Genomic DNA, 13,230 nt, shown 5'->3' on the forward strand with positions numbered 1-13,230 from the left:
CCGAACCCGGCTAGCTGAAAATCAGTAGAGCGTGCCTCAACCGCGCAGGCGCCAGCCCGTCCGGAAGATGAAAGCGATGACGGCGATGCATAGCGTCACAAAGCCGAGGGTTGCCGTAAGGGCCAGTCCGATTGGGACGTCGGATGCGCCGGTAAAGGTCCAGCGCAAGCCGTTGATCAGGTAGAAGATCGGATTGAATTGCGCGACCGTACGCCACGGCTCGCTCAGCATCTCGATTGAGTAGAAGGTGCCGCCAAGGAACGTCAGGGGCGTCAAGATCAACATCGGCACGATCTGCAGTCGCTCGAACCCGTCGGCCCAGATCCCGAGAATGAAGCCAAACAAGGAAAAGGCCGCCGCGACCAGGATCACGTAACCAACAGCGTAGACAGGATGAGCGATCGTATAGTCGACGAAGAGCAGGGCCGTCAGCAGGATGATCCCCGCGATGATCAGCGATTTCATCGCGGCGGCGCCGACGAAGCCCAGAAGGGTCTCCGCCACCCCCACGGGTGCGCTGAGCAACTCGTAAATCGCCCCCGTGAAGCGCGGCATGTAAATGCCAAAGCTGGCGTTAGACGTGCTCTCGCTCAGCAGGGTGAGCATGAGCAACCCAGGGACAATGAACGCCCCGTAGGGCACTCCATTGATTTCCTTGATCTGGCTGCCCATCGCCGCGCCGAAGACGATGAAATAGAGCGAAGTGGTCAGGACCGGAGAGACGATCGAGCCGAAGGCCGTGCGGAAGAACCGCAGCAGCTCATTATGAAAGATCGCGAAGGCCCCCCGCGCGTTCATGCGGGCACCTCACCGCGCTCGACCAAGTCGACGAAAATATCCTCCAGACTGGATTCGCGCGTTTCGATACCTTCGAAGGCGATGCCCTGGGTTACCAACGCGCGGACCAGTTCGGCCACCTCGCGCTTACCCTTCCCGGTGCCGTCGCCGCCGCGGTAGACCAGCGTTCTACCTCCATTTTCGAGCGAGAGCGGATAGGCGGCGAGCGCGGGGGGAATGATATCGACTGCCTGAGACAGACTTACGCGCGCCTCTGTGCTCCCGAGCTTGGCCATGATCGCGGCCTTTTCGTCCACCAGCAGCAAGCGCCCCTTGTTGATGACCCCCACACGATCGGCCATTTCCTGGGCTTCCTCGATGTAGTGGGTTGTCAGAATGATGGTTGTGCCGCGGTCACGCAGGGTGCCGATCTGGCGCCACATATCGCGCCGCAGTTCGACATCGACACCGGCGGTTGGCTCGTCGAGGAAGAGGAGTTCCGGATCGTGACTCAAGGCCTTCGCGATCATCACGCGGCGCTTCATGCCGCCAGAGAGTTCGCGGATCTTTGCCGTGCGCTTGTCCCACAAGCTAAGCGAACGCAGAACCTCTTCGATGTGTGCGTCGTTCCGGGCCGATCCGAACAGGCCCTGGGAATATTGCACCGAGTGATCGACCTGGGCGAACATGTCGAAGGCCAGTTCCTGCGGCACCAGCCCGATGCGGCGCCGCACGTCGCGCCACTGGCGCATCGCATCCTTGCCGAACGCCTCGATGGTTCCGCTGCTCGGCCGAAGCAAGCCGCAGACGGCGCCGATCAGCGTGGTCTTGCCCGCGCCGTTGGGCCCGAGGAGCGCGAAGATTTCGCCCTTGCGGATCTGCAGGTCGACGCCCGCAAGCGCGGTGGTTCCGCCCTTGTAGGTCTTGGATAGGTTCCGGATATCGAGAATCGGGTTGTCCAAAGCCCGGCGAAGATGGCGCGCCGGTTACTTTTTACAACCCAGTCTTCCTATTCTTCACCGGGCAGTAGCAAGCTTGCATCGCCGTAGCTGTAAAACCGGTACGATTCCGCGATGGCGTGGGCATAGGCCGCTTGCATTCGTTCCAGCCCCATCAGGGCGCTGACCAGCATGAACAGCGTCGAGCGCGGCAAGTGGAAGTTTGTCATGAGACCGTCGATTGCGCGGAAGCGGTAGCCCGGCGTGATGAAGATAGAGGTGTCGCCTTCGAAAGGCTCTATCGTCCCGTCTTCCGACGCTGCGCTCTCGATCAGACGCAGGCTCGTCGTACCGACCGCGATCAAGCGCCCGCCCGCTCGACGCGTGGTGTTAAGACGTTCCGCGGTGGGGGCATCTATGCGTCCCCATTCCGCATGCATGGCATGGGCCTCGGTATCGTCAGCCTTTACGGGCAGAAAGGTGCCGGCACCGACATGGAGTGTCAGCGTCTCGCGCACCACTCCGGCCTCATCGAGTGCCGCCAGGAGCTCGGGGGTGAAGTGGAGCGCCGCGGTCGGCGCCGCTACCGCCCCGGCCTCGCGGGCAAAGATCGTCTGATAATCCTCGAGGTCTGCCTCGTCGGTCGGTCGCTTGCCTGCGATGTAGGGCGGGAGCGGCAGTTGCCCGGCTCGCTCCAGCAGGACTTCGACCGGTTCCGCGCCTCCGAAGGCCAAGGTCCAGCTACCGTCGGGGTGGCGCTCCTCGGCCGTCGCCGTCACTCCCGCGGCGAACTCCACGACATCGCCCTCGCGCAGCCTTTTGGCATTGCGGATGAAAGCTTGCCAGCGTCGCAGGTCGAGGCGTTTGTGCAGCGTTGCGCCGATCCGGGCTTCTCCTCTTCGGCCTTCAAGTTGCGCCGGGATGACCCGCGTGTCGTTGAAGACGAGTACATCGCCCGCGCGTAGCAGGCCCGGAAGATCGCGCACGGCCAGGTTGCCGAGCTCGCCTTTTCCAGGGATGAGCAGCAATCGCGCGGCGTCACGCGGCCGAGCCGGACGCAAAGCGATCCGCTCCGGGGGAAGCTCGAAATCGAACAGGTCAACACGCATGCCGGGCGCCCTAACCGGGCCACCGTGGAGCGTCGAGACTTAGTTCGACGCCGGGTTGCGCAGATCGATCTGGTTCAAGTCTGGGGCCAGCGGTTCGACTTGCGGCGCCGGAGCATACTTCGGGGGCTTGTTGTCGGCCGCAATCGACGCCTGGACGATGTATGTGGGATGCTCGGGCGGCTCGCCACGCTCGATCGCGTCAACCGCGTCCATCCCGGCGATCACACGGCCGAAGTTGGTGTAGTTCTTGTCGAGCGAAAAGCGCGGATAGAACACGATGAAGAACTGGCTGTTGGCGCTGTCCTTATCCTGAGCACGCGCCATTGATACGGTTCCGCGGACATGCGGCAACCGGTTGAATTCGGCCGATAGGTTCGGAAGGTCGGAACCGCCCTGGCCCGTTCCCGTGGGATCGCCGGTCTGCGCCATGAAGCCGTCGATCACGCGGTGGAAGATGATTCCATCGTAGAAGCCCTGGCGCGTCAGTTGCTTGATGCGCTCGACGTGATGGGGTGCCCACTGCGGCATCAAGCGGATCGCCACGCGCTGGTTGTTCGACAGGTCCAGATAGAGGATGTTCTCCTTATCCACCGACTGGTCGAGGTTCACCGTCAGCGGAATCGCCTGGACAGGAGCCGGCGCGGCGGGCGCGGCTGCATCCTGGGCAAACACTGGAACGGAAGTGGAGGCCGCCATGAAAGCGAGCGCCGCGGCAAGAAGGCGATTTGTCATTGGGTCCGACAATTCCTGAAGATTGGGCAGCGTCTAGCCATAAGCCGCTGACAGTTCAATGAACGGCTGGGGTCTACAGCCTAAATCTCACCCCTGCGGCCGAGCTTCGCGACCCGCGCATTGACCAGCTCGCGCACCGGGGGGCTGACGAACGGGGCGATGTCCCCGCCGAACAGCGCGATTTCCTTGACCAGCCTGGACGCGATCGGCTGCAGCGACACATCGGCCATCAGGAAGACGGTCTCGATCCGGTCGTTGAGCTGCTGGTTCATACCGGCCATCTGGTACTCGTACTCGAAGTCCGCGACCGCCCGCAGGCCGCGGATGATCAGGTCCGCCTCTTCTTTCTCGGCGAACTTCATCAGCAAGGCGTTGAAGCCCTTGACCTCAACATTGGCGAGGCCCTGCCCCGCCACTTCGGCCCGGACCATCTCGATCCGTTCCTCGGGCGTGAACATCGGGTCCTTGCTCGGATTGGTGGTGACGCCGATGATCAGCCTGTCGACCAGCTTGGCGCCGCGGCGGATAATGTCCGTGTGGCCGAGCGTAACCGGATCGAACGTCCCGGGATAAAGTCCGACTCGGCTGCTCAACGATCGCGCTCCACCACGAAGCGGGCCAGTTCGCGCAGCAAATCGGCTTCCTGGCCATGGCTGGCAAGATGGCCCACGGCCTGCTCGCTCAGCGCCTTGGCCTGGTGGCGGGCTTGCTCCGCTCCCATCAACGAAACGAACGTCGCCTTGCCCTGTCCTTCATCCTTGCGCAGTGTCTTGCCGGCCTTGGCCTCGTCACCTTCGTGGTCGAGCAAGTCGTCTGCGATCTGGAAGGCCAAGCCAATGTCGCGGGCATAAGCGCGAAGGTATCCCCTGCCCTCCTCCGGAACTTTGCCGAGAATCGCCCCCATCTCAACCGCCGCGCTCAGCAAGGCGCCGGTCTTGAGCTGTTGCAGTCGGGTGACCGTGCGCAAATCGAAATCGGCGCCTTCGGCCAGCATGTCCATCATCTGTCCGCCCGCCATGCCGTTGTGCCCGCTGGCAGCGGCGAGAGCGTGGACCAGCTCGGCCCTGGTGAAGGGATCATTGCTGGTGACCGGATCGCCGAGGATCTCGAACGCGAGAGCATGGAGGGCGTCACCGGCTAGCACCGCCGTCGCCACGTCGTAGGCCTTGTGCACCGTGGGCTTGCCGTGGCGCACATCGTCGTTGTCCATGCAGGGCAAATCGTCGTGGACCAACGAGTAAGCGTGAATTGCCTCGATCGCACAACCCGCGCGCACGGCGGCCGTCCTCGAGACGCCGTACATCCCTGCCGTCGTTATCAGCAGGAAAGGCCGCACGCGCTTACCGCCGCCAATCACAGCATAGCGCATTGCCTCGACCAGTCGGGCGCGACTGTCCTCGGGCGTCGGGAGCAAGCCGTCGAACGCCCCGTCGACGTCCGCCTGAACACGCTCGAGCTCCTGTTTGAGCAAGCTGTCTGCGAGAACCAGTCCCATGGTCCGCTCCGCCTCAACCGGCGTCGAAGGGCACGGTCCCGGTGGCCTTGCCGTCCGGACCCGCCACGATCTTCTCGATCCGCGCCTGAGCTGCGTCGAGCCGTGCCTGGCAATGTCGGCGCAACTGCTCTCCGCGCTCGTAGAGGCTGATCGATTCTTCGAGCGGGACATCGCCCGTCTCAAGCCTGCGCACGACGTCTTCGAGCGCACGCAACGCTTCTTCGAAGCTCATTGCGCCGATTTCGGGTCCCTGCTCCTCCATGCTTCGTGGTTTGGCGGTGATAGGGCCGGGGGTCAAGCGCACTGCCAACAGGTCTGAACGGGATTGCACTCTCCGCACCAGAGTCGGTCTAGCGCGACTCTCCCGCGCTCGCTAAGGGCGGCAACCATGTCTCAGATCACCCCCGAAATCGTCGAACAGCATGGCCTCAACTCCGAAGAGTACGAGCACGTCCTGAAGGCATTGGGCCGCGAGCCCAACCTGGTCGAGCTCGGAATCTTCTCTGTCATGTGGAGCGAGCACTGCTCCTACAAGAGCTCGCGCTTCCACTTGAAGAAGCTCCCGACCTCCGCGCCGTGGGTGATATGCGGTCCAGGCGAGAACGCCGGCATCATCGATATCGGCGATGGCCAGGCGGCGATCTTCAAGATGGAGAGCCACAACCACCCGAGCTATATCGAGCCCTACCAGGGCGCCGCGACGGGTGTCGGCGGGATCCTGCGCGACGTGTTCACCATGGGCGCCCGCCCGGTCGCCAACTTGAACGCGTTGCGTTTCGGGCGCCCGGATCACCCGAAGATGAAGCATCTCGTCCAGGGCGTGGTCGCGGGCATTGGCGGATATGGCAACTGCGTCGGTGTGCCGACCGTCGGTGGAGAGACCAACTTCCACTCGGCCTATGACGGCAACATCCTGGTCAACGCGATGACGGTGGGCGTCGCCGATACCGATAAGATTTTCTATTCGGCCGCGACCGGCGTCGGCAATCCGATCGTCTATGTCGGTTCAAAGACCGGCCGTGACGGCATCCACGGCGCGACCATGGCCAGCGCGGACTTCGGGGAAGACTCGGATGCCAAGCGCCCAACCGTGCAGGTGGGCGATCCCTTCACCGAGAAACTGTTGATCGAGGCCTGCCTCGAACTCATGGCGACCGATGCGATCGTCGCCATCCAGGACATGGGCGCTGCCGGACTCACCTCCTCGTCGGTCGAGATGGCCAGTAAGGGCGGCGCGGGCATCCGGCTCGACATGAACAAGGTGCCCTGCCGCGAAACCGGCATGACGCCCTACGAGATGATGTTGAGCGAGAGCCAGGAGCGCATGCTCATGGTACTCAAGCCGGGCCGCGAAGCCGAGGCCGAGGCGATCTTCCATAAGTGGGAGCTCGACTTCGCGGTGATCGGCGAGGTGACCGACACCGGCCACATGGTGCTCGAGTGGAATGGCGAGGTCGTGTGCGACATACCGCTCGCTCCGCTCGCCGACGAAGCTCCGCTCTACGAACGGCCCTACGTTAGCGCCGAGGAATACAAGGCCTGGGCCAAGGTGAAGCCGCTTGGCGACGTTCCGGAAAGCACCGACATCGGCGCGGACCTGCTCAAGCTCATGGCCTGCCCCGACCTCGCCAGCCGGCGCTGGATTTACGAACAGTACGATAGCCAGGTAGGTGCCGACACGCTGCAGAAGTCAGGCGGCGATGCGGCGGTCGTGCGTGTGCACGACACGAAGAAGGCGCTCGCGATCAGCACCGATTGCACTCCGCGCTATTGCTATGCCGATCCTTACGAAGGCGGTAAGCAGGCGGTGGCGGAGACCTATCGCAACATTTCAGCCGTCGGCGGCAAGCCGCTGGCGATCACCAACTGCCTGAATTTCGCCAACCCGCAGCGTCCGGAGATCATGGCTCAGATCGTCGGTTGCCTCGAAGGTATGGCCGCAGCCTGCCAGGTGCTCGATTATCCGATCGTGAGCGGCAACGTCTCGCTCTACAACGAGAGCAAGGCAACGGGCGGCGGTAGCGCCATCTTGCCGACTCCTGCGATTGGTGGCGTGGGGCTGCTGGCCGATTACGACAAGTCGGCAACCATCGCCTTCAAGGCCGAAGGCGAGTCCATCTACCTCATGGGCCGGGAATTCTGGGCTGCTCCGAATCCCGTGCGCGGCCATCTCGGACAATCGCTGTGGCTGCGTGAGATCCACGGCCGCGAGGACGGCGATGCTCCGCCGGTCGATCTGACGCTGGAGAAGAACTCGGGCGAGTTCATCCGTGAATTGATCGAGGCCGGATTAGTCAGCGCGGTGCACGACATTTCCGATGGCGGCATTGCCGTGGCCCTCGCCGAGATGGCGCTGGCCGGAGGCTTTGGTGCCGAAGTCGAAGCGCACCCTGACTATTCACCCACCGCCTGGTGGTTTGGCGAGGATCAAGGGCGGTATCTCCTCACCGTGCCTGACGTGACCGCTTTCCAGGAACAGCTCGCCAAGGGCACCCGCGATGCGGATACCGCTTCCTCGGGGGTTCGCCACATCGGCACGGTGACCGGCGACAGCCTGTTTGGCGTGCCGCTGGCGAAATTGCGCGACGCGAACGAGAGTTTCTTCCGGGAGTGGATGGAGCAGTGAACGCTGCCCCTCCCCTCGCGGGGAGGCCTCAGCCCATTACCCAGTCGCGTTCGTGGATATCCAGGAGCTTAAGAAGGCTCGTCAGGTCGCCGCGGTCGATCCAGCCATTGGCGGCTTCGCGGGCCTTGGGCTTGGCGTGATAGGCCACGCCGTAGGTCGCCGCTTCAAGCATCGGGATGTCGTTGGCGCCGTCGCCCGTGGCCAGGCTGACCGCGCTGGCGCCAAGTAGCGACATCTCCTCCTGCAGAACGCGTGCCTTCACCGACGAGTCGGTGATCCCGCCAACCAGTTGCCCGGACAGCCTGTCCTGCGACACCGCCAGACGGTTCGCGACCACGCGTTCGAATCCGAGGTCTTCGGCCACCGGATCAGCGAAGTGATGAAACCCGCCCGTCACGAGAACTGTCCGGCAACCATGGTGCTTGAGCGTCGCCACCAATGTCCGTGCGCCGGGCATGGGGACGATCCGTTCAACCAGACACCTGGAAATCGCCGATTCTTCCAGCCCAGAAAGCAATCCGACCCGCTCGCGTAGCGCGCTCTCGAAATCGAGTTCGCCTTGCATCGCCCGCTCGGTGATAGCGGCGATCTTTTCCTTGATGCCGGCGAAGTCGGCCAGTTCATCGATGCATTCCTGGCCGATCATGGTCGAATCCATGTCGGACACGAAGAGATGTGGGATACGGAACTCGTCGCGGGCGATCACGGCATCGGACTTCGGGAAGTGAGCATCGAGCACGCTGCGCAGGCCGGTCGCATCATTGCCAGGCAGCATCAATTCCAGCACGTCGCTGCAAGCATCAAGCATGCGCGCCTCTGCCAAGGCTTGCCCCTGAGTCGCCAATGCAGCGGTGGCTGCATCGAGGCTTGCTTCAAGGGTGGCGTGGTCTGCTATCAGCCTCGCGATGAGCAACGGGCAATCTCCGGTTAGAAAAGCGGTCGCGCTCATTGCAGGGCCGACCGCCAGCGGCAAGAGCGATCTGGCGGTGGAGCTGGCGCTCGATCTCGAGAAACGGGGCAATCGCGCCGTCGTGATCAATGCCGACAGCGCGCAAGTTTATCGTGACCTCCGTGTCCTGAGTGCCCGCCCCTCCCCCGAAGAGATGCGCGGTGTCGAGCACCGACTGTTCGGAACCAGGGAGGGAACCGAGCCCTGTTCGGCGGCGGACTGGGCCCACGATGCGAAACGCGAAATAGAGGCGGCCCACGGGGTGGGAGCCTTGCCGATCCTCGTCGGAGGCACTGGTCTCTATATCCGTACCCTGCTGGACGGCATCGCGCCGGTTCCGCCAATCGACCCGGCGGTGCGCGAAGCCGTCCGGTCCCTTCCTGTCGGCGAGGCCTATGGGGCGCTGCAGCAGGAAGATCCCGAACGCGCCGCAGTCCTCAATCCCGGCGACACCACGCGCATTGCCCGCGCGTTGGAGGTTGTCCGCTCGACTGGACGGCCTCTTTTGCACTGGCAGACCCGGCGCGAGGGCGGCATCGCTGCGGCGATCGAGCTCTTTCCCCTGATCCTGCTGCCGGAACGGGAGCGCTTGTACGAGCGCTGCGACCAGCGGTTCACCCGCATGCTCGAAAACGGAGCGATCGAAGAGGTCGAGGCGCTTCTCGCCCGCTCCCTCCATCCCCTGAGCCCGGTCATGCGGGCTATCGGGGTGCCCGAGATCGCGGGGTATTTGCGCAGGGAACACTCGCTGGACGAAGCCATCGCGCAGGGGCGTCAGGCGACGCGCAACTACGCGAAACGCCAATACACCTGGTTCCGCAACCAGCCTCCGGAAGATTGGCGAAGGGTGGCGAATGAAAATTCCCCCACTCCGCCCTTGTTTGAAATATTATTCCGATATTTGGGGTTGACATGACATTTCATGTCCCTTAGCAGCCCCTCTCGAAGAGGATCGTATCCTCACCAATCTCGAGAGGAGCGGCCCGGCGCGAGGCAATCGCGCCGGGTCCGTTTTTTGAGGAAGGCCGATAGGCGGCCAATGGAAGGAAGTTACCGTGTCCGAAGAACGCAGCGGCGCTGCGATATTGATCGAAAGCCTGGTCCGTCAGGGCGTCGAATTCGTGTTCGGCTACCCGGGCGGCGCCGTCCTGCCGATCTATGACGAGCTATTCTCCGACAACCGCATTCGCCACATTCTCGTGCGGCATGAAGCCGGAGCAGCGCATGCGGCCGAGGGCTATGCCCGTTCGACGGGTAAGCCGGGCGTCGTACTCGTCACCTCGGGTCCGGGCGCGACCAACGCAATCACCGGCATCGCCGACGCGTTCATGGATTCGATCCCCCTGGTCGTCATCACCGGACAGGTCGCCACCAACCTGATCGGCACCGACGCGTTCCAGGAGGCCGACACCATCGGCCTCACGCGCCACTGCACCAAGCACAACTACCTGGTTAAGGATCCGTCGGAACTCGCCGCGACGATCGACGAGGCGTTTGAGATCGCCACCACCGGCCGTCCCGGCCCGGTCGTGATCGACATCCCCAAAAACGTCCAGGTCGCCACCGCCACGCTCAGCGACGCGCCGCCGCAGCGCCCGAAGCGCTATTCGCCGCGCACCGTTGCCGCGGCAGACGAGATCGCCGAGGCCATCGAACTGATCGCGAAGGCGGAACGCCCCGTACTCTATACCGGCGGCGGCGTGATCAATTCCGGTCCGCGCGCCACCCAGCTGCTGCGCGAGTTCCAGAAGCTCACCGGCGCGCCGGTCACGTCGACCCTGATGGGTCTCGGCGCCTTCCCGGCCGATCACGCAGACTGGCTCGGCATGCTCGGGATGCATGGCACTTACGAAGCCAACCTGGCGATGAACGAGTGCGACGTGATGGTGAACATCGGCGCCCGCTTCGATGACCGAGTCACCGGACGGCTCGACGCGTTTTCGCCGGGCTCGAAGAAGATCCACATCGACATCGACCGCGCCTCGATCAACAAGGTGATCCCGGTCGACCTCGGCATTGTCGGCGATTGCGCGACGGTGCTGGAGCAACTCATCACCGCCTGGGGCAATCGCAAGTCGCGAGACCTCGGCGAATGGAAGGCGCGCATCGACGGCTGGCGTGGCCGCGACAGCCTCGCCTATCCCAAGCGCGTCGACGAGATCATGCCGCAGCATGCCATCGAGCGGCTGTTCGCCCTCACCCGCGACAAGGATCCGATCATCACCACCGAGGTCGGCCAGCACCAGATGTGGGCAGCACAGTACTTCGGTTTCTTCGGACCGAACAAGTGGCTGACCAGCGGCGGCCTCGGCACGATGGGTTATGGCCTGCCGGCGGCGATCGGCGCGCAGCTCGGTAATCCAGACTCGCTGGTGATCGACATCGCGGGCGAAGCTTCGATCCAGATGAACATCCAGGAGCTCGGCACCGCCAGCCAGTTCCGGCTGCCGGTCAAGGTGTTCATCCTCAACAATGAGTACATGGGCATGGTCCGCCAGTGGCAGGAACTGACGTACGAAAGTCGCTATTCGAACTCGTATTCGGACAGCCTGCCCGACTTCGTGAAGCTCGCCGAAAGCTACGGCTGGAAGGGCATTCGCATTACGCAGGAGAGCGAGCTCGACGAAGGCATCAAGGCCATGATGGCCCACGATGGTCCGGTCATGGTCGACTGCCAGGTGTCGAAGGGGGCCAACTGCTTCCCGATGATCCCGAGCGGTGCGGCCCACACTGAAATGCTGCTCTATGGCGACATGGTCGCCGGCACGATGGACGATGAAGCGAAGGCGCTCGTTTGATGCGCTTCGACAAGCTCAGCATGATCGGCTTCAGCCGCGCCAACCCAATCCCGTTCGTCCTAAGCCTGTCGAAGGACGCGTCCGAGAGAGACGAATGAAAATCCACCACCGCGATACCGAGCGTCACGTCCTCACCATCACCGTCGATAACGAGGCCGGCATCCTGGCCAAGATCGCCGGGCTGTTCACCGCGCGCGGCTACAATATCGACAGTCTGACCGTGGCCGACATCAGCGAAGACCACGCGCTCAGCCGCATCACCATCGTCACCAACGGTCCGCCGCCGGTGATCGACCAGATCACCGCCCAGCTTGAGCGCCTGGTGCCCGTCCACAAGGTCGTCGACCTGACTGAATCTGGCGCCCACGTGGAACGCGAGCTGGCGCTGGTGAAGGTCGCCGGCAAGGGAGACAACCGCGTCGAGGCGCTGCGCCTTGCCGACGTGTTCCGCGCCAAGGTGGTCGACACCACGACCTCGAGCTTCATCTTCGAGCTGACCGGCGATCCGAGCAAGATCGACACGTTCGTTTCGCTTATGCGCGAGCTCGGCCTGGTCGAGGTCGGCCGCACCGGCATTGTGGGCATGATGCGGGGTGCCGAAGGCGCTTGAGCCGGCCGTAGAAAATTTCCGTCGCTCCCGCGTCAGTGGGAGCCTATCCGCCGTCCCATCGGACGCATCGCTTATTTGGCCCCGCGTATGCCGGGGTGACGAGGGAACGAAAATGAAGGTTTATTACGACGCCGACGCCGACCTGAACCTGGTCACGGACAAGAAGATCGCCATCATCGGTTATGGCAGCCAGGGCCACGCCCACGCGCAGAACCTGCGCGACAGCGGCGTTAAGGAAGTCGCCATCGCGCTCCGCCCGGGTTCGGCCACGGCGAAGAAGGCCGAAGCTGCCGGCTTCAAGGTGCTGACCAACCAGGAAGCCGCTGGCTGGGCCGACATCCTCATGATCCTCGCCCCTGACGAGCACCAGGCGGCGATCTGGGAGAACGATCTCAAGGGCAACATGAAGAAGGGCGCGGCTCTCGCCTTCGCCCACGGCCTCAACATCCACTTCGGCCTGATCGAGGCGCCGGAAGACATCGACGTGATCATGATCGCGCCGAAGGGGCCGGGCCACACCGTGCGCGGCGAATACAAGAAGGGCGGCGGTGTGCCTTGCCTTATCGCGGTTCACCAGGACGCCAGCGGCAATGCGCATGACATCGCCCTCGCCTATGCCTCGGGCGTCGGTGGCGGCCGCTCGGGCGTGATCGAGACCAACTTCAAGGAAGAGTGCGAGACCGACCTGTTCGGCGAGCAGGCCGTTCTGTGCGGCGGCATCACCCATCTGATCCAGGCCGGGTTCGAAACCCTGGTCGAAGCCGGCTACGCGCCGGAGATGGCCTACTTCGAGTGCCTCCACGAAACCAAGTTGATCGTCGACCTGCTCTATGAGGGCGGCATTGCCAACATGCGCTACTCGATCTCGAACACCGCCGAATACGGCGACATCACCACCGGCCCGCGCATCATCACCGATGAGACCAAGGCCGAAATGAAGCGCGTTCTGGCCGACATTACCTCGGGCCGCTTCGTGAAGAACTTCGTGCTCGATAATCGCGCCGGTCAGCCCGAGCTCAAGGCCGCCCGCAAGGCTGCTGCGGCTCACCCGATCGAGAAGACCGGTGCCCAGCTGCGCGCGATGATGCCCTGGATCGGCGCCAACAAGCTGGTCGACCAAGAAAAGAACTAAGTATCGAAAACCCTCCCTGTCGGCGTAGCCGATGGGGAGGTGGCAGGCACCCTAGGTGACTGAC

13 protein-coding genes are annotated in these 13,230 nt (G+C 63.5%); 5 read left to right on the plus strand and 8 right to left on the minus strand.

Annotated elements, in window-relative coordinates; genetic code table 11:
• Nucleotides 1–36: 36 nt before the first annotated feature.
• The 7 genes from KK137_RS05680 to KK137_RS05710 form a co-directional block, all read right to left on the minus strand.
• Nucleotides 37–798, minus strand: coding sequence for an ABC transporter permease (locus KK137_RS05680; RefSeq protein ID WP_214535198.1), 762 nt, complete (start codon nucleotides 796–798; stop codon nucleotides 37–39).
• A complete protein-coding gene (locus tag KK137_RS05685; protein ID WP_214535199.1) occupies nucleotides 795–1,739 on the minus strand; it encodes an ABC transporter ATP-binding protein in 945 nt (314 codons plus the stop codon). The genes KK137_RS05680 and KK137_RS05685 overlap by 4 nt, the downstream gene beginning before the upstream one ends.
• 47 nt (nucleotides 1,740–1,786) lie before the next feature.
• A complete protein-coding gene (gene queA / locus KK137_RS05690; protein ID WP_214535200.1) occupies nucleotides 1,787–2,824 on the minus strand; it encodes a tRNA preQ1(34) S-adenosylmethionine ribosyltransferase-isomerase QueA in 1,038 nt (345 codons plus the stop codon).
• A gap of 39 nt (nucleotides 2,825–2,863) precedes the next feature.
• Nucleotides 2,864–3,556 carry a peptidylprolyl isomerase gene (locus tag KK137_RS05695; RefSeq protein WP_214535201.1) on the minus strand — a complete coding sequence of 231 codons (693 nt, stop codon included), beginning with the start codon at nucleotides 3,554–3,556 and terminating at the stop codon, nucleotides 2,864–2,866.
• Between the two features lie 80 nt (nucleotides 3,557–3,636).
• Nucleotides 3,637–4,149, minus strand: a complete 513-nt coding sequence (gene coaD, locus KK137_RS05700) for a pantetheine-phosphate adenylyltransferase (RefSeq protein ID WP_214535202.1) — start codon at nucleotides 4,147–4,149, stop codon at nucleotides 3,637–3,639.
• Entirely contained in the window at nucleotides 4,146–5,051 is a 906-nt protein-coding gene (locus KK137_RS05705; protein ID WP_214535203.1) for a polyprenyl synthetase family protein, read from the minus strand. Before KK137_RS05705 ends, coaD begins: the two co-directional genes overlap by 4 nt.
• Nucleotides 5,052–5,064: 13 nt before the next feature.
• Nucleotides 5,065–5,313: an exodeoxyribonuclease VII small subunit gene (locus KK137_RS05710; protein WP_214535204.1), complete on the minus strand. Its 249-nt coding sequence runs from the start codon at nucleotides 5,311–5,313 to the stop codon at nucleotides 5,065–5,067.
• Nucleotides 5,314–5,439: 126 nt separating this feature from the next.
• Between KK137_RS05710 and purL the strand changes: the two genes are divergently transcribed.
• Entirely contained in the window at nucleotides 5,440–7,677 is a 2,238-nt protein-coding gene (gene purL / locus KK137_RS05715) for a phosphoribosylformylglycinamidine synthase subunit PurL (protein WP_214535205.1), read from the plus strand.
• Between the two features lie 28 nt (nucleotides 7,678–7,705).
• On the opposite strand, the gene serB is transcribed toward purL, so the two are convergent.
• Nucleotides 7,706–8,626: a phosphoserine phosphatase SerB gene (gene serB / locus KK137_RS05720; protein ID WP_214535206.1), complete on the minus strand. Its 921-nt coding sequence runs from the start codon at nucleotides 8,624–8,626 to the stop codon at nucleotides 7,706–7,708.
• Between serB and miaA the strand changes: the two genes are divergently transcribed.
• The 4 genes from miaA (at nucleotide 8,583) to ilvC (ending at nucleotide 13,166) form a co-directional block, all read left to right on the plus strand.
• Nucleotides 8,583–9,542: a tRNA (adenosine(37)-N6)-dimethylallyltransferase MiaA gene (gene miaA, locus KK137_RS05725; protein ID WP_214535207.1), complete on the plus strand. Its 960-nt coding sequence runs from the start codon at nucleotides 8,583–8,585 to the stop codon at nucleotides 9,540–9,542. The genes serB and miaA overlap by 44 nt on opposite strands.
• A 139-nt stretch (nucleotides 9,543–9,681) precedes the next feature.
• Complete coding sequence (gene ilvB, locus KK137_RS05730; protein WP_214535208.1) at nucleotides 9,682–11,424, plus strand: biosynthetic-type acetolactate synthase large subunit; 1,743 nt, start codon at nucleotides 9,682–9,684, stop codon at nucleotides 11,422–11,424.
• A 94-nt stretch (nucleotides 11,425–11,518) separates the two neighbouring features.
• A complete protein-coding gene (ilvN, locus tag KK137_RS05735; protein WP_214535209.1) occupies nucleotides 11,519–12,034 on the plus strand; it encodes an acetolactate synthase small subunit in 516 nt (171 codons plus the stop codon).
• Between the two features lie 112 nt (nucleotides 12,035–12,146).
• Nucleotides 12,147–13,166, plus strand: a complete 1,020-nt coding sequence (gene ilvC, locus KK137_RS05740) for a ketol-acid reductoisomerase (RefSeq protein ID WP_214535210.1) — start codon at nucleotides 12,147–12,149, stop codon at nucleotides 13,164–13,166.
• Nucleotides 13,167–13,230 lie beyond the last annotated feature (64 nt).

Source organism: Croceibacterium selenioxidans (genome assembly GCF_018599195.1).
GTDB lineage: Bacteria > Pseudomonadota > Alphaproteobacteria > Sphingomonadales > Sphingomonadaceae > Croceibacterium_A > Croceibacterium_A selenioxidans.